The following is a 16,978-nucleotide window of genomic DNA, read 5'->3' as shown; positions in this document are numbered from 1 at the left end:
CAGCATGAAAAAAACAATAACCGGCGCCGCAGGCTTCAGGCCGCACGCGCTGGCGCTGGCTACCAGCATGGCCCTAGGTGGGGCATCTTCGGCTCAGGCAGTGAGCTTCAACGTGGGGGAAATCGAGGGCCGCTTCGACTCGACCCTGTCCATCGGCGCGAGCTGGGCGATGGACAGCCCGGACAAGAAGTTCATCGGGTCGCGCAACGGCGGCACGGCCTCCAGCCAGACCTCCGATGACGGTCGACTGAACTTCAAGAAGGGCGAAACCTTCTCCAAGATCTTCAAGGGCCTGCACGACCTGGAGCTGAAGTACGGCGACAGCGGCCTGTTCCTGCGCGGCAAGTACTGGTACGACTTCGAGCTGAAGGACGAGCACCGCCCGCTCTACGACATCGACGACAACGGCCGCGACATGGCGGCGCGCTCCTCTGGTGCCGAGCTGCTCGACGCCTTCATCTACCACAACTACGACTTCCGAGACCTGCCCGGCACCGTGCGCCTGGGCCGCCAGGTGGTGAGCTGGGGCGAGAGCACCTTCATCCAGAACGGCATCAACTCGATCAATCCGGTGGACGTCTCCGCGCTGCGCCGGCCGGGCTCCGAGGTGAAGGAAGCGCTGATCCCGGTGAGCATGCTGTATTTCAACCAGGGGCTGACCGACACGCTGTCCATGGAGGCCTTCTACCAGCTCGAATGGGAGAAGACCGTGCCGGACAACTGCGGCACCTTCTTCGGCAGCGACGTGGCGGCCAAGGGCTGCGACATCAACATGGCGGTGAACGGCAGCGACTTCGACCGCGACATTGACGGCACCGGCGTCAGGGGCGGCTACGGCTACGTGCCGCGCACCGGCGACCATGACGCCCGCGACGGCGGCCAGTTCGGCGTGGCATTACGCTGGATGGTCAACGACACGGAATTCTCCGCCTACGCGATGAACTATCACAGCCGCACCCCGACCAGTAACTGGGTGGTGGGCAAGGGCGCGCTGGCCGATCCGGTGGGCGGCCTGATCGGGCAGGGCGGACGCAGTACCGCCAGCTGGTACCTGGATTATCCGGAAGACATCCGCCTCTACGGCCTGGGCTTCAACACCACCTGGGGCAGCACCGCGGTGCAGGGCGAGATCAGCTACCGGCCGAACATGCCGATGGGCATCAACTCCAGCGACGTCTCCGGCGCTGCCACCCTTGGCTCGGCGTCCACCAACGCGATGGTCAACGCCGGCTTGCCGATCTTCGCCAGCGGCTGGGCGGATTCGAGCTACGGCTCGTTGATCCAGGGCTACAAGCGCCTGCCCTACACCCAGGCCCAGATGACCTTCACCAACACCTTCGACCAGATCCCGGTAATCGGCGCCGAACGCCTGACGTTGGTGGGCGAAATCGGCTTTGGCCATATCGACGACCTGGGTTCCACCGATGGCTCCGACCTGCGCTTTGGCCGCAGCAGCGTTTACGGCAACGGTGAGCTGGCCAGCGCCGGTAGCTCGTCGCTGCTGGGCCTGTCGGGCAACGCGCTGTGCGAGAAGGTGGTGAATACCGCCAATCCTGGGCAGTGCAACGACAAAGGCTTCTACACCCAGAACTCCTGGGGTTATCGCCTGCGCGCGGGCCTGGAATACAACGACCTCATCGGCGGCATCTCGCTGCGCCCGAACCTGGCGTTCTCCCACGACGTGGAGGGCTACGGCCCGACCTTCAACGAGGGCGACAAATCGGTGAGCGTCGGCGTCGATGCCGAATACCTGAGCCGCTACACCGCGAGCATCAGTTACACCGACTATTTCGGCGGTGATTACAACGTCAACACCGACCGCGACTTCCTTGCCGTCAGCCTGGGCGTCAGCTTCTGACGCCGCCTGCTCCACTCTCAGTCCCAGAGGTATCAGCATGAACAACAAGCAATGGTTGCAGGCCGGCTGCCTGACCCTGAGCCTGCTCGCCGGGCAAGTGATGGCCGCGGTGAGCGCCGACCAGGCCGCGCGCCTGGGCAATGAACTCACCCCCATCGGCGCGGAGAAATCCGCCAATGCCGACGGCAGCATCCCGGCCTGGACCGGTGGCCTGGCGCCGAACGCCGGCAAGGTCGATGCCGGCGGTTTCCTCGCCGATCCCTACGCCGCCGACCAGCCGCTGTTCACCATCACCGCGCAGACCGCCAGCCAGTACAAGGACAAGCTCACGCCCGGCCAGCTGGCGATGTTCCAGCGCTTCCCCGAGACCTATCGCATCCCGGTCTACCCGAGCCACCGCAGTGCGAGCTATCCGCAAACGGTGCTCGACGCGGCGAAGAAGAACGCCACTGCGACCTCGTTGGCCGAGGGCGGCAACGGGCTGAACAACTTCACCATGACCATTCCGTTCCCGATCCCGCAGAACGGCCTGGAGGTGATCTGGAACCATGTCACCCGCTATCGCAGCAATGCCATGCTGCGCACCACCGCGCAGATGAACCCGCAGACCAATGGCGACTACACCATCAGCTACATGAAGGAGCAGTTCGCCTTCCCGTTCGGGCTCAAGGACTACGACCCGGCGAAGATGAACAACATCCTCTACTACTTCCGCCAGGAAATCCTCTCGCCGCCGCGCCGCGCGGGCAGCGTGATGCTGGTGCTGGAGACCATCGACCAGGTCAAGGAACCGCGCATGGCGTGGATGTACAACGCCGGCCAGCGCCGCGTGCGCCGCGCTCCGCAAGTGGGCTACGACAGCCCCGGCGCGGAAGGCATGCGCACCTACGACGACTTCGACATGTTCAACGGCGCGCCGGATCGCTATGACTGGAAGCTGGTGGGCAAGCAGGAGCTGTACATCCCCTACAACAGCTTCAAGCTCGACTCGCCGACGCTGAAGTACGACGACATCGTCAAGCCCGGCCACCTCAACCCGGACCACACCCGCTACGAGCTGCACCGCGTCTGGCACGTGGTGGCGACCCTGAAGCCGGGCCAGCGCCACATCTACAGCAAGCGCGACCTGTACATCGACGAGGACAGCTGGCAGATCGCCGAGGCCGATGCCTATGACGGTCGCGGCGATCTCTGGCGCGTGTCCGAAGGCCACGCGCGGCCGTTCTACGACCAGCAGTTCACCTGGCTGACGGCGGAAACCCACTATGACGTGCTGTCCGGCCGCTACACGGTGTCCGGCCTGCGCAACGAGGAGAAGAGCAGCTATGACTTCGCGGTGAAGTCCAGCAGCAACGACTTCACCCCCAACGCCTTGCGCGCCACCGGCATCCGCTGACGGCGGGCTTTACTGGCGCTCACCGGCGCTCCTTGTGTTGACTCAGCGGCCCTCGGGCCGCTTTTTTCGCTTGTGTCTATCTCGCGGGCAGGCGGCTCTTCGTAGGAGCGAGCTTGCTCGCGAACCGCATGGTCTCGGCGATTCGATTGACTCCGTTCGCGAGCAAGCTCGCTCCTGCAAATTCATGCGAACGCGACCCGCCGGTCCGCCTCCGTTTACCAACCGTTACTCACGCCGGCCTCGATTTTGCTTTATGTTCCGACCTGTTACCGATCTCCGAGCCGTCGTCCACGCCATGAAGTTGCATCAACTCCGCGCCATCGTCGCCATCTGCGAGAGCGGCAGTATCCAGGAGGCTTCGCGCCTGCTGCATATCTCCCAGCCCGCCCTGTCCAAGAGCATCAAGGAGCTGGAGGCCGAGCTGGGCGTGCCGCTGCTGGTGCGCTCCAACCGCGGCATCACTGCCACCGAGTATGGCGAACGCCTGGTGCGCCGTGCCCGCCTGGTGGTGGAGGAGGTGCGCCGCGCCCGTGACGAGATCGAGACGCTCAAGGGCGCCATGGATGGCCGCGTGGCCATCGGCGTGTCGCCAGTGACGCCCAGCCAGCAGTTCGCCAGCTGCCTGCTGCGTTACCGCAAGCGCTACCCCAAGGTGCAACTGCAGATCAGCGAACTGCGCCCGGCCAAGCTGCTCGAAGGCCTGCGCGAAGGTCAGCTGGACCTGGTGCTGACTTCGCAACCGTCCTCGCGCAACGTCGATGGTTTCCACTGGCAGGAGCTCTATGCCCAGCCCACCACGCTGGCGGTGCGCAAGGGGCATCCACTGCGCAACGCCCGCTCGCTGCACGAACTGCTCGACGAGGAATGGCTGGTACCCGACTCGCTGGATATCTCCCTCGCCGGGCAGATGTTCGAGCAGTATCAGGTGCGCCATCCCGAGCGTGTCATCGAGTGCGCCTCGGTGGTGCTCTACGCGGAGCTGGCGGCCAACACCGATGCGGTGAGCTTCTGGTCGCGGCGAGTGTTCGACCTGCCCATCGTTTCCAGCACGCTGGATGCCCTGGATATCGCCGAGACCGTGCCGGGCACCGACATCTCGCTGGTCTGCCGGCCGCCCGAGCTGATGACCCGCGAGGCGCAGACCCTGGTGGACGAACTGGTCTACACCTTCAAGGGACCGCACCTGCGCAAGGCCGACTGATTCAGGTTCGAGAGCAGGCGTCGATAACCAGCCTCGATAAGCATGCGTGAAGGTCATTATTCAGCATCGCGCGCGTGGGGCATCCTGCCGGCCACATCAGAACAATGGGCAGGATGCGGCATGAGTCAGCACCCCACGATAGAAAGGCTTGCGGCAAGCACCGAGGATTTCGCGCGGATTCGCCGGGACCTCCACCAGCATCCCGAACTGGGCTTCGAGGAGGCGCGCACCAGCGCCATCGTCGCCGGTTACCTGCGCGAATGGGGCTATGAAGTCCACGAGGGCGTCGGCGGCACCGGCGTGGTTGGTGTACTGCGCCAGGGCAACAGCGCGCGCAGCATCGGCATCCGCGCCGACATGGATGCACTGCCCATCGACGAGGCCAGCGGCGTTCCCTACGCCAGCCAGCACGCAGGCCGCATGCATGCCTGCGGCCACGACGGCCACACCGCGATCCTGCTCTGCGCCGCCCGTGATCTGGCCGAGCAGCGCCACTTCGACGGTACCCTCAACCTGATCTTCCAGCCCGCCGAGGAAACCCTCGGCGGCGCCGTGGCGATGATGGAAGACGGCCTGTTCGAACGCTTCCCCTGCGATGCGGTGTACGCGCTGCACAATGCGCCGGGCCTGCCGGTAGGCTGCTTCCTGACCCGCGAAGGCGCGCTGACGGCATCGTCCGACCGCGTATCGATTCGCCTGACCGGCGTCGGCGGCCACGGCGCCATGCCGCACCTGACCAGGGACCCGATAGTCGCCGCTGCCGAGCTGGTGCTGGCGCTGCAAAGCATCGTTGCGCGCAACGTGCCGTCCACCGAAGTGGGCGTGGTGACTGTGGGTATGCTCAAGGCGGGGGAGGCGGCCAACGTGATTCCCGACCACGCCGACCTGCGCCTGAGCGTGCGCGCCACCAAGCCCGAAGTGCGCGAACTGCTCAAGCGCCGCATCGGCGAGATCACCCGTGGCGTCGCCGCCGTGCACGGCATGGAGCTGCATTACGAATACGAGGAGCTGGTGCCGGTGCTGGTGAATACGCCAGAGGAAACCCGCCTCGCACGCCAGGTGCTGACCGAGCTGGTCGGCCCGCAGCGCCTGCTCTCCGAAGTGCCCTCGGGCTTCCTCGGCAGCGAGGACTTCGCCTGGATGCTGGAACGCCGCCCCGGTTGCTATATCGCCCTGGGCAACGGCAACAGCGGCCCCAGCGGCTGCATGGTCCACAACCCCGGCTACGACTTCAACGACGGGGCGATTCCCTTCGGCGCGGCGCTCTGGGTGCGGCTGGTGGAGACTTCGCTGTCGAGAGGGGAGCAGGCATGAAACAGCGCACCGTAGTCCTCATCCTGCTGATGCTGGTGATGGTCATCAGCGTCCTGGACAAGACCATCTTCGCCTTCGCCGGCACGCAGATCATCGACGAGTTGAAGCTCTCGCCGACCGAGTTCGGCTTCATCGGCAGCGCGTTCTTCTTCCTCTATTCGATCTCCGGCGTGCTGGTGGGCTTCCTCGCCAACCGTTTCCCGACACGCTGGATCCTGGCCGGCATGTCCGTGGTGTGGATGGCCTCGCAACTGCTGGTGGCACTGTCCAGCGGCTTTGCCGCACTGGTTGCCGGGCGCCTGTTGCTGGGCGCCGGCACCGGGCCGGGCACGGCGGTCACCCAGCACGCCTGCTTCAAGTGGTTCGGCCCCAAGGAGCGCGTGCTGCCCTCGGCGCTGATCCAGGTATCGATCATGCTCGGCGCCGTTCTCGGTGCGTTGAGCCTGCCGCTGGCGATCCAGCATTTTGGCTGGCGCACCGCGTACTTCCTGCTGGCACTGCTCGGGCTGGTCTGGCTGGTCGTCTGGCTGATCTTCGGCCGCGAAGGGCAGCAGACCGCGGAGGAAGGGCCGGGATCGACGCTGCGCCTGCCCTACAGCCGGCTGCTGCTCAACCGCAGTTTCCTCTGGATCACCCTGATGGGCTTCCTCAGCTACCTGCCCACCGCGCTGGTGTACAGCTGGGTGCCGGTCTACCTGCAGAAGGGCCAGGGCATGACGCCCATGCAATCGGGCTACACCGTGATGGTGGTGACGGTCGGGGTGATACTGGCCAACCTGCTGCTCTCCACGCTGTCGCAACGGGCCATGAAACGCGGCGCTTCGGTGCAGCGCGCCATGGTGCTGCCGCCGATGCTCTTCGCGGCGGTTGCCGGCGTGGCATTTTGCGCGCTGACCCTGCTGCACGGCGATCGCCTGGCGATCCTGGTGCTCTACGCCCTGGGCGCGATCCTGGTGAACGTCCTGCCGACCTTCTGCAACACCCTGGTCGCCTATATCGCGCCGAGCGCACAGCGCGGTTCGATGCTGGCGATCCATATCGGCGGCATGACCAGCGCGGGCATGCTCGCGCCGTGGATAGTCGGCCAACTGGTCGAGCTGCGCGGTGGCGACATCGCCCATGGCTTCGAGACCGCGCTCGGCCTGTTCGGCGTGCTCACCGTGGTCTGCGCCATCCTCGGCTGCCGGATCATCGCCCCCGAGCGGTCCCGCCAGTCCCTGCAGGGCGAGCAAAGCGAAGCGCCGCTGCCCGGTGCTGTCGGTCACGCCTGATATTCCTCGAAGGGCCCGCACGTCGGGCCCGATTTCCTGACTCGAATCCAATCATCCGGAGTGGTGATGACCCCGTCTGCCTGTTTTTCCCAGAGCTACGCCGAAGCGCGTGGCAAGTTCCTCGCCGCCTGCCTCTCCGCCGGCCTGGTCGTCGAGTCCCATCGCCATCCACTGCCGGGCCGCGACGGTGAGCCCCTGGCGCTGGACGTGGCGCGCAGCGGCCGCGCCGACGCGCAGAACCTGCTGATCATCAGCAGCGGCTGCCACGGCGTGGAGGGCTTCTGCGGCTCGGCTGTGCAGGTCGCGCTGCTCAACGACCCCGACTGGCTGGAACTCTGCGCCAAGGCCGATTGCGCGGTGCTCTACCTGCATGCGGCCAACCCCTACGGTTTTTCATGGTGGCGGCGCTGGACCCATGAGAACGTCGACCTGAACCGCAACTTCATCGACTTCTCCCTGCTGCGCCAGCGCAACCAGGCCTACGCAACCCTGGACCCGATCCTGATACCGCGTCGCTGGCCGTCCTTCGCCAGCCACTTGCGTCTGCTGCGCTACGCCATGCGCCATGGCCGCAAGCGATTGCAGGCGGCCATTTCCAGCGGCCAGGACAGCCACCCCAACGGCCTGTTCTATATCGGCGCCAAGCCGACCTGGAGCAACCAGGCCGTGCGCCAGGTGCTGCGCCAGCACGCCCGCGACTGCGCCCGACTGGGCTGGATCGACGTGCACACCGGCCTGGGTCCCAAGGGCCACGGCGAGCGCATCTATGTTGGCGGCAACGATCCGCAGACCCTGGCGCGTACGCGCCGCTGGTGGGGTGATGAGGTGACTTCGGCGCACGAAGGGGGATCGGTGTCGGTGCAGCTGCAGGGGCAGATGATCCTGGCCGCCGCCAGTGAATGCCCGCAGGCCGAGCTGACCGCCATCGCCCTGGAGTACGGCACGCTGCCGGGGCTCAAGGTCCTCAAGGCGCTGCGCGCGGACCAGTGGTTGGCCAACAATCCCGACGTGCCGCCGGACAAGGCTCGGCGTATCCATCGCCAGCTGCGCGATGCCTTCTACGTCGACGAGGATGGCTGGAAGCGCCAGGTGCTGGAACAGGCCGGCGAAGCGGCGCGGCAAGCTCTCGCCGGGCTGGGCGAGGGTCAGCCGGCGCTGGCTCGCGCGTCCAGGTAACAGATCGTCGTGCGCCGTGACCCATTGGGCCGGCGCTGCGGGTCGGCGAAGGTTTCCAGTTCGAGGAAACCGGCCTTGCGCATCATGCCGGCGGAGCCGGGGTTCTCTTCGTGGCGCTCGATGTAGATGTCGGGCAGGCCGCGGGCGACCAGATCGGCGATGGTGGCGTGCAGCAGGCGGGTGCCCAGGCCGCGGCCGGCTTCGTCACGGTGCACAGTGGCCTCGGCTATATAGGCATGGCGTGACTGCCCATTCTGCTGGAAGCGGCCGAAGGCATCGCTTTCATGATAAGTCACCAGGCCGCGCAACTCGTCGCCATCCACTGCGACCAGCGCCCATATCGCTCCCTCGGCGATGCCCTGGAAATGCTCGCGTACCGGACCTTCGGGCAGGAAGTTCCAGTCGTTGGGGCCGTGCTCGAAGATCAGTTCCAGCATGCCCGGCACGTCGTCGGCGTGGGCGGGGCGAATCTGCAGGTTGGCCATGGCGTGTTCCTGGAAGTCGGGACGAACGACTCTAGCCACGGTCGATGCCCGGTTGCAGGCACAGTGGCGCAGGAAAACTGTACGGGTGGGGCCGGATCAGCGGCCGGGCAGCATCGGCGTCAGGTGCAGGATGTTCAGCAGGTGCGGAACTCGCAGCGGGTAGCAGGCCTGCAGGCGCACGCGCGCCTCGGAGAGGGTCATCTGACGGGAAAACGAGCGCAGCACGGTTTTGCCCAGGCAATGACCGTCCTGAAAATGCACGAGGAATTCATTCATGGCGAAGCGACAACGAGGAAACACGCACGAGGTGGCGCACAGGGCGCGAATAATAGCGGCTTCGGCGCGTTCATCGTTGCCATAAATCATCCTTTGCAGGAACTGTCCGACGGAACGCTTTGTCCGCCACCGGCCGAACCGACGACCGGTGGTGTCGGAAATGGCCTAGAGCCCGGAGGCATGCTCGTAAGAGTAGTCCAGGCGCAGGACGTTGTAGTCCAGGCGCATGCCGAAGGCGTGCATGAAGAAGGCCTCCAGCTGCAGCTCCAGCGAGCGCGAGGTCAGGGTCGCCAGGCGCGCGCCCTGGCGGCGCGTGCGGCGGTTCACGGCGGTGAACTCCTCGTGGACTATGCCCTGGGCGGCCGGGTCGGCAATCAGGCGATAGCAACTGTCCGGCAGGTCGTCGCGCTGGGTGGCTGACAGGCTGAGCTCGGGGTGCCCTTCGGCATTGGTGATCAACTCCACGCTGCAGCGCAGACCTCGGTCGCGGGCGAAGCGCGAGGCCTCTTCGAAGGCCGGCAGGGCCTTCTGCAGGACCTGGATCTCGAAGGCGAGGAAGAATTGCTCGTCGAATTCAACGTCCTGGGTATCGCGGGGTGCCTGGTTCAACATCGCCGGCATCTCCTGTGTCGATGAAGCCATGAAACGTCCGGAAGCGACCGTCGGGATCGCCGAAGTTTCGTCATCGCGGCATTGCGGACACAACGCACACAGTCGGTCGGCAATGCCATTTGCCTGAACGAAAGGCCATCTCACTGAACCGCGGGAGGACTGTCAACGAGCATTCGTGCATAACGGCGACCCTCCACAATAGCCAAGCATGCACATGGCGGGTGTTGGGTGCGTCAGGCCTCGAGTGGCAGGATCGGAGTCTGGTGTAAAGAGCTCGTTACGGGGCCGGGCCGCCCATCAAGACTTCGGACAGGCGGCCATTCGACGTCAGAAGGCGAAATCCTCCATCGTCAAAGCGGCGTCGCCGCCCTCGACTATCGTCTGGGCCAATCCCGGTGCCCGGGTCAGGAAGTGCCCGGCGTAGAACTGCGCGGTGCGCAGTTTGGCCCGGTAGAAGGCGGCGTCGCCGCTATTGCTGGCCAGGCATCCGCGGGCAATCCGGGCGGAGCGGGCCAACTGCCACCCGCCGGTGACGATGCCGAACAGTTCCAGCAGTGGCACCGAGCCCAGCGCCACCTGGCGGACCTGATCGTCGTAGTGCCTCACCACATGGTTCACCGCATCGTCCAGGGCGTTGATCGCCAGGAACAGGCGATGGCGAATCGAGGCCAGTTGCGGGTCATCATCCGGCAGCGCGAGTTGCGCTTCACGTAGTCGGGCGATCAGGGCAAAGGCAGCTGCGCCCTTGTCGCGGGCGATCTTGCGACCGATCAGGTCGAGCGCCTGGATGCCCGTGGTGCCTTCGTAGATCGACGTGATCCGCGCATCACGCAGGTGCTGGGCGGCGCCGGTCTCCTCGATGAAACCCATGCCGCCGTGGACCTGCACGCCGAGGGAGGCGATATCCACCGCGTTCTCGGTGCACCAGCCCTTGATCACCGGGATCATCAGCTCGACGAAGGCCTGCTGCTCGCGGCGCACCGTGTCGTTCGGATGCCCGTGGGCCAGGTCGGTGGCCAGCGCTACTTCACAGGCCAGCGCGCGCATGGCTTCCACTCGCGATCGCATGGACATGAGCATCCGGCGAACATCGGGGTGGCGGATGATCGCGACCTTTTCCCGGCCCTGTACGCCAATCTCCGTGCCCTGGTTGCGCTGGCGGGCATAGGCCGCGGCGCGCTGGTAGGCGCGCTCGGCCAGGCCGATGCCTTCGATGCCGACGGAGAAGCGTGCCGCGTTCATCATGATGAACATGTACTCCAGGCCACGATTCTCCTCGCCGACCAGCCAGCCGCGGGCAACGCCCTGGTCGCCGAAGGCCAGCACGGCGGTGGGGCTGCCGTGGATGCCGAGCTTGTGTTCGATGGAAACGCAGTGCACGTCATTGCGCTCGCCCAGGCCGCCATCGGCATCCAGCAATACCTTGGGCACCACGAACAGGGAGATGCCTTTCACTCCTTCGGGTGCGCCGGGCACTCGGGCCAGCACCAGATGGACGATGTTGTCGGTGAGGTCGTGCTCGCCGTAGGTGATGAAGATCTTCTGCCCGAACAGCTTGTAAGTCCCGTCACCCTGTGGCTCGGCACGGGTGCGCACGGCGGCGAGGTCGGATCCGGCCTGGGGCTCGGTAAGGTTCATGGTGCCGGTCCACTCGCCGCTGACCAGCCTGGGCAACCAGGTCCGCTTCAGTTCGTCGGAGCCGCGCAGCTCGATGGCCTCGATGGCGCCGCGGGTCAACATCGGGCACAGGCCGAAGGCGACGTTGGCGGCATTCCACATCTCCTCGACCAGCGCCGACACCAGTCGCGGCGCCCCCTGGCCACCGAAGTCGGGCGGGCAGGAAAGGGCGTTCCAGCCATTGCTGGCGAACTTTCCGTAGGCGTCGCGCCAGCCGTCGGCAGTATGGACAGTGCCGTCATTCCACCTCGCGCCCTGGCGGTCGCCGCTAACGTTCAGCGGCGCCAGTACGCCCTGGGCGAAGCGGGCGGCTTCGTTGAGGATGGCGTCGATCAGTTCGCCGCTCATGTCTTCCTGGCCGGGTAGCTGGTTCAGCGAATCGATCAGTTGCAGCTCGCGGAGAACGAACTGCATGTCGCGCAGCGGGGCAAGGTAATCACTCATGCTGGTGCTCCTGTTGCGGGGCCGATCAGCGGCCGGCTGGCGTGGCCGGTAGTGGGTTGGCCACCGGCCGCCGCGCAGGGTCATCCGCCGGTCGACAGGCGGTGCGTAAAGGTTGAGACCGGTGAAACTCGCCGAAGGTGCCGATTCAAAGCCGCCGCCTTCGGTACGAGGCGTCAGGCCGTCCAGTGGCGGGCGCGCAGGATGCCGTCCAGGGTGCGGCTGATGGCGGTGCAGTTGCGCACCATCTCCATGCGTTCCCAGGTCGCCTGTTCACCCTCGCGCAGCAACTGGCGCAGCTCGCCCAGCGGCATAGGGGCCAGCAGCTTGAGCGGGTTGTGCCAGCGCTTGCCGAGGAAGATGTTGATGTCGGCGATGTAGTCCTGCACCAGCACGCTGTAGCTCAGGTGTTGCCAGCGGGCGAGGGTGGGATTGCGGATGCGCAGGTGGTCGCGGCCCAGTCGCAGCAGGTGGGTGGCGACGCCCTTGCTGAGGCGTATCTGCTGGTTGAATGCACTCTGCAACAGGTTCGGCTGGGCGTTCGGGTTGGGCGTGAACAGCAGCGCGGCGGGATTGGCCATGCTGGAGATGAAGTGGTTTACCCCGTACAGGCGACCCAGGCGCTTGGCGGGCAGGTCGTCGAGGAAGGAACCGTCGATCCACTGCTGCTCCGGCAGGTAGGGCACCTGGAGGCCCGCTGCGTTCTTCGCCTGCAAGGTCACGGGTGGATAGATGCCGGCAATGGCGCAGGAGGCCATGACTGCCGAGCGCACCAGCACCGTTGGCGCGGTGATGGCATTGAGCAGGCGCGGCGCCTGGCGCGGCTCCAGTCCCGTGACGGTGATGTTCAGGTGGCGACCGCTGACCTTGTAGGCTTCGGCGAAGGTCAGGTCGGGAATCAGGCGCTCCAGGTAGCTGGCCAGGTCGCCGGCTTCCAGGGCTGGGCGAGTCCTTCGCCGGCGCTTGCGCGAGTCGCCCTGCGGTTGCATCAGCAGCAGTTCCGGCTGCAGCTTGTCGAGCATCTCCGAGTTGGCGTGGGTGCAGGCGATGGAGGCCAGGATCGAGCCGGCACTGGAGCCGGAGATGATGCTCGGCAGCATGCCTTCTTCGAACAGTGCCTTGAGCACGCCAGCATGGAAGTAACCCAGCACTGCGCCGCCGCTGAGCATCAGGGCGGAGCGGCCGAAGCACTGGCTGGCGCGGAGGAAGAAGTCCTTGCGCTCGTCCAGCGCGATGACGCTCTCGTCGAGGTCGTCAATGGCCTGCAGCGCCAGGCAGACTTCTTCGATGTACTGGTGGATCAGGTGCTTGGTGCCCAGGTTGGCGTGGCCGTAGAGCACGGCTTTGCCCATGCCGGCGAGGTTGCCGTGGATACCCTCGTTGAGGGCGAACATCAGATTGGCATAGGAACCGGCGTTGCGCATACCGCGCAGGCGCTCCATGCGTTGCCGCACCGTGCGGTAGTCGTAGTCGCCGGAGACTTCGTTGCCGCGCCAGTCGTCCATGCCGGTCGCGTGATCGAGGGCGGCGGCGTGCTCCGCCCATTCCTGGTAGCTGTGGGCATGGTCCATCTTGTCGCTCAATTGCCGCACCGCTGACTTCTGCCTGAACATCGGGACTCTCCCTGTTCGCTGATGGTTGACGGCGGCGCGCGGGGCCTCCCTGCCTTTCACGCTCCACCCTGGTATTACTCGACGCTCGGCTCGGCCGATTGCGAAGCCGGGCGCCTGCGAGAGGCGGCAGGGCGCCTGGCCGGCTCGCTGGCCATCACCTCGGCTTCGCGCCGGTGTGCCAGGGCCAGGTACTCCTCGGTCGATTCCTGCAGGCTCGCCATGTACACATCCATGTCCGGGAGCATCTGCCGGTCGGCCAGCACGCCGAGGATGATGTTGCCGTACAGGCTGGTGATGCCGTGGCTCAGGCCCATGCCGTCGAACACCGGCACTATGGGGTAGGTGGCGAGGATCTCGGCACCGGCGAAGTACTTCTTCTCCGCGCCGTTGGTTGGGCCGGGCACGTTGGTGATCAGGGTGTTCTGCAGGTGGAAGCGGCTCACGTAGCGGACCTGGTTCTGCAGCCAGCCGCCGAGCATGCGCATCGGCGCGGGCAGTACTTCGCCCACGGAGGTGATCAGCTCGTGCATCACCTCCTTGGCCAGCGGTGCGCCGCGCTGGGTGCGCTCGGTGATGGCCTGCAGGCGCAGTTGCGGATCGGCCATGTCGGTACCCATGCCGATCAGCATCATGGAGATCAGGTTGCCCATATCGCGCCGGGCGCTTTCCGGACGCATCGCCACCGGGCACAGGGCGACCAGCGATTGCTCCACCGGCAGCGCCTCGCGCCGCAGCAGGTAGCGCCGCAGCCCCCCGGCGATGATGGCGATGATCACGTCATTGAGGGTGGCGCCCTCGGCGCAGCGGCGGATCTGCTTGAGGTCGGCGATCGGCCATTGGGTGGCGCCATAGCTGCGGTGCGGGGAAATCTGCGCGTTGAACAGCGTGGTGGGCACGCGGCTCTGGTCCGGACTGGCATCGCCACGCAGCTGGGCCGCCAGTTGCAGGCTCTTGCGCGCGATGCTCAGGCTGGCCCTGGCGCTGCGCAGGGACTGGCCGAGCAGGCGCGGCATGGTCTTGGCCCACATCTGTGTGCGCGTGGGCATGCGGTCGCTGACGGGTAGGCGGTAGGTGTTCTCGTCGAAGTCGATCTGGTCGTCCATCAGCAGGGTGGTGATCTCCACCCCCGACTTGCCGTCGACATAGGCGTGGTGCAGGCGCAGCAGCAGGGCGAAGCTGCCGGGTGGCACGCCCTCGACGTTGTTCAGGCCCTCGATGATGGTGATTTCCCAGGGCGCGCGCTCCATGTCCAGGGTCCGCGACATCGCCCGGGCGGTGAAGATGCACAGTTGCCGCCAGTCGCCCGGTTGCGGCAGGCCGACATGGCGGATGTGGTACTCCAGGTCGAAGTTCTTGTCTTCCAGCCAGTAGGGGTCGTCGAGCCGCAGTGGCGCGTGTTGCAGTCGCCGGCGGAACAGCGAGGTGCTGCTCAGGCGGCTGTTGATGTAGCGGATGATGTCCTTGTGCCGGACCAGGCCATTGGGTGCGGAGTTCTGGTCGCAGATCCACAGGCCGCCGATGACCATCGGCTGATGGGGGGCATCGGAGTAGAAGAACTGTGCATCCATGGGGGTAAGTTGCTTCATGCCTTGTGTCCTGTGTCGAAGGGGCGGGCGTCAGGGAGTGACGATGTTGAACTGGGGGGCGGGGCTGTCGATCATCCCCAGGAATACGCCCAGGGCCTTGCCGTCACCGTCCAGCTTGATGTCGCCCTGCCTGATGGCGGTGGGGAAGTCCAGCTTGCGCAGGCTGATCTGATCCAGCGTGGCCTTGGCCAGGGTGATGGTCACCGTGGGGCTGGCGTTCTTCTCGTTATCGCGATGGGTGAGCACGCCGTTGCGCAGCGTCACGGCATAGTCTTTGGCCAGATCGGTGAATACCCAGTTCATCACCATGTCGTGGCCCTGGGCCTTGTCCGAATCCAGGCGGATCGCCAGGAAGTCGAAGAACTGGCCGGGCTCCATGCTCTTGACCACGTCGGCCTTGGTGGCGCCAGCGTCATAGACCGGAACGCCATGGCGCAGCTCCATGGCACCGGTCAGATAGATGTTGCGCCACAGCGCGTTCTCGGACTGGTAGCCCAACTGCTCCAGGGCGTCGGCCTGCAACTTCTTCGCTTCTTCGTTCTGCGGCTGGGCGAAGACCAGGTGGTTGCCCAGGGTTGCGGCCCAGCGGTAGTCGCCCTTGTCGATGGCGGCGCGGATCAGCTTGAGGACGGCATCGGCGCCGCCCATCGCTTCGACGTAGCGGGTGCCCGCATCCACCGGCGTCAGCGGGTCGAGGTTCGCCGGGTTGCCGTCGTAGAAGCCCAGGTAGCGTTGGTAGACGGCACGGGAGTTGTGGCTGAGCGAGCCGTAGTAGCCGCGGGTGTACCACTTCTTCTCCAGGTCGCCGGGCAGCTTGTCCATCTTCTGCGCGATTTCGGTGGAGGTCAGACCCTGGTTCATCAGGTGGACGGTGCGATCGTTGAGGAAGGCGTACATGTCGCGCTGGTCAGCCAGCAGCGTACGGATGCGTTCGCCGCCCCAGGTCGGCCAGTTGTGCGAGACGAACATCACGTCGGTCTTCTCGCCATAGCGCTCCAGGCTGGCATCCAGGTATTGCGACCAGGCCTTGGCGTCGCGTACCAGCGCGCCGCGCGGGGTGAGGATGTTGTGCATCATCTGCGTGCTGTTCTCGGACATGCACAGCGCGCGGTGCTGCGGGAAGTAGAAGTTCATTTCCGCCGGCGCTTCGGTGCCGGGGGTGAGCTGGAACTCGATCTCGATGCCGCCGACGGTGTGGGTTTCGTACTCCTTCCGGATCAGGTCGGTCGGTGCGATCAGGGTGAAGGTGCCGCCGGAGGGCAGCGCCTTGCCCATGCCGATGTCGACCTGGCCACGCTCGCCGCGCGGCAGGAAGGTGCCGAACTGGAACTGCGAGCGGCGGCTCATGGCGTTGCCGACGAAGATGTTCTCGCTGATGGCATGTTCCATGAAACCGGACGGCGCAAAGATCTTCACCTTGCCGCTCTTCACGTCGGCTTCGTCGACGATGCCGCGCACGCCACCGAAGTGGTCGCCGTGGCTGTGGCTGTAGCCGACGCCGACGATGGGCTTCCTGGGGCGGTGCTGGTAGTAGAGGTCCAGCGCGTTACGGGCGGTCTCGGCGTACATCAGCGGATCGATGATGAAGAGGCCGTCCTTGCCCTCGATGATGGTCATGTTGGCCACGTCCATCCCGCGCAACTGGTAGATGCCATCGGCGACCTCGAACAGGCCGGCATGGTTGTTCAACTGGGCGGTGCGCCAGAGGCTCGGATTGACCGTCTCCGGGGCCTGGTCCTTGTCGAGGAAGTCGTGGGCCTGAGAGTCCCAGATCACCTTGCCTGCCGCGTTCTTCACCTGGCCCTTGTAGGGCGCGATGAGCCCGCGGGTGACCGACTCGTAGTCGGTACGGTCGCTGAACGGCAGTACCTTCAGCACCGCGGCGTTCTTCTGCGCGGTGATCGGGCTCGCCGGTTGGCTACCGCCAGATTCCTCGGCGTGCAGCGACGGGCTGATGCCGGCAGCGAGGATGCTGGCCAGCAGGGTACAGGGCAGGTAGCGGGTGATCCGGGCTTTCATGGCTGACTCCGTGTTCTTGTTCTTGTATTCGACTGGGCGCGGTTTTCGTGGCG

13 protein-coding genes are annotated in these 16,978 nt (G+C 65.7%); 6 read left to right on the top strand and 7 right to left on the bottom strand.

All coding sequences use genetic code 11. The features are described 5' to 3' along the window. The first annotated feature begins 4 nt into the window (after positions 1-4). The 6 genes from G4G71_RS17290 (at position 5) to G4G71_RS17265 (ending at position 8,216) form a co-directional block, all read left to right on the top strand. The gene (locus G4G71_RS17290; RefSeq protein WP_169939266.1) at positions 5-1,858 is read left to right on the top strand and encodes a DUF1302 domain-containing protein; all 1,854 of its coding nucleotides are present in this window, start codon (positions 5-7) and stop codon (positions 1,856-1,858) included. A gap of 37 nt (positions 1,859-1,895) precedes the next feature. After that, on the top strand, positions 1,896-3,254 hold the full coding sequence (locus tag G4G71_RS17285) for a DUF1329 domain-containing protein (RefSeq protein ID WP_169939265.1): 1,359 nt from the start codon (positions 1,896-1,898) through the stop codon (positions 3,252-3,254). A 295-nt stretch (positions 3,255-3,549) separates the two neighbouring features. Next, complete coding sequence (locus G4G71_RS17280) at positions 3,550-4,455, top strand: LysR family transcriptional regulator (RefSeq protein WP_169939264.1); 906 nt, start codon at positions 3,550-3,552, stop codon at positions 4,453-4,455. Between the two features lie 120 nt (positions 4,456-4,575). Further along, positions 4,576-5,769 carry a M20 aminoacylase family protein gene (locus G4G71_RS17275; RefSeq protein WP_169939263.1) on the top strand — a complete coding sequence of 398 codons (1,194 nt, stop codon included), beginning with the start codon at positions 4,576-4,578 and terminating at the stop codon, positions 5,767-5,769. After that, positions 5,766-7,040: an MFS transporter gene (locus G4G71_RS17270; RefSeq protein WP_169939262.1), complete on the top strand. Its 1,275-nt coding sequence runs from the start codon at positions 5,766-5,768 to the stop codon at positions 7,038-7,040. The genes G4G71_RS17275 and G4G71_RS17270 overlap by 4 nt, the downstream gene beginning before the upstream one ends. A 66-nt stretch (positions 7,041-7,106) precedes the next feature. Then, complete coding sequence (locus G4G71_RS17265) at positions 7,107-8,216, top strand: M14 family metallopeptidase (RefSeq protein ID WP_169939261.1); 1,110 nt, start codon at positions 7,107-7,109, stop codon at positions 8,214-8,216. On the opposite strand, the gene G4G71_RS17260 is transcribed toward G4G71_RS17265, so the two are convergent. The 7 genes from G4G71_RS17260 to G4G71_RS17230 form a co-directional block, all read right to left on the bottom strand. Further along, positions 8,186-8,701, bottom strand: a complete 516-nt coding sequence (locus tag G4G71_RS17260) for a GNAT family N-acetyltransferase (RefSeq protein ID WP_169939260.1) — start codon at positions 8,699-8,701, stop codon at positions 8,186-8,188. The two genes, G4G71_RS17265 and G4G71_RS17260, sit on opposite strands and share 31 nt — an antisense overlap. A gap of 96 nt (positions 8,702-8,797) precedes the next feature. Then, positions 8,798-8,977, bottom strand: coding sequence for a hypothetical protein (locus G4G71_RS17255; protein WP_024762799.1), 180 nt, complete (start codon positions 8,975-8,977; stop codon positions 8,798-8,800). 165 nt (positions 8,978-9,142) lie between these two features. Next, a complete protein-coding gene (locus G4G71_RS17250) occupies positions 9,143-9,619 on the bottom strand; it encodes a hypothetical protein (protein ID WP_233298526.1) in 477 nt (158 codons plus the stop codon). A 297-nt stretch (positions 9,620-9,916) separates the two neighbouring features. Continuing rightward, a complete protein-coding gene (locus tag G4G71_RS17245; protein ID WP_169939259.1) occupies positions 9,917-11,710 on the bottom strand; it encodes an acyl-CoA dehydrogenase in 1,794 nt (597 codons plus the stop codon). Between the two features lie 173 nt (positions 11,711-11,883). Next, positions 11,884-13,320 (bottom strand): patatin-like phospholipase family protein, encoded by a 1,437-nt coding sequence (locus tag G4G71_RS17240; RefSeq protein ID WP_169939258.1) that lies wholly within the window; start codon positions 13,318-13,320, stop codon positions 11,884-11,886. Positions 13,321-13,394: 74 nt separating this feature from the next. Further along, the gene (locus G4G71_RS17235) at positions 13,395-14,906 is read right to left on the bottom strand and encodes a wax ester/triacylglycerol synthase family O-acyltransferase (RefSeq protein ID WP_169939257.1); all 1,512 of its coding nucleotides are present in this window, start codon (positions 14,904-14,906) and stop codon (positions 13,395-13,397) included. A 30-nt stretch (positions 14,907-14,936) separates the two neighbouring features. Beyond that, on the bottom strand, positions 14,937-16,925 hold the full coding sequence (locus G4G71_RS17230) for an alkyl/aryl-sulfatase (protein WP_169939256.1): 1,989 nt from the start codon (positions 16,923-16,925) through the stop codon (positions 14,937-14,939). Positions 16,926-16,978: the final 53 nt, after the last annotated feature.

Source organism: Pseudomonas multiresinivorans (assembly GCF_012971725.1).
In the GTDB taxonomy this organism is placed as follows: Bacteria; Pseudomonadota; Gammaproteobacteria; order Pseudomonadales; family Pseudomonadaceae; genus Pseudomonas; species Pseudomonas multiresinivorans.
Note: the sequence above shows the minus strand (reverse complement) of the source record. Positions and strands in the feature narration are given on the sequence as shown.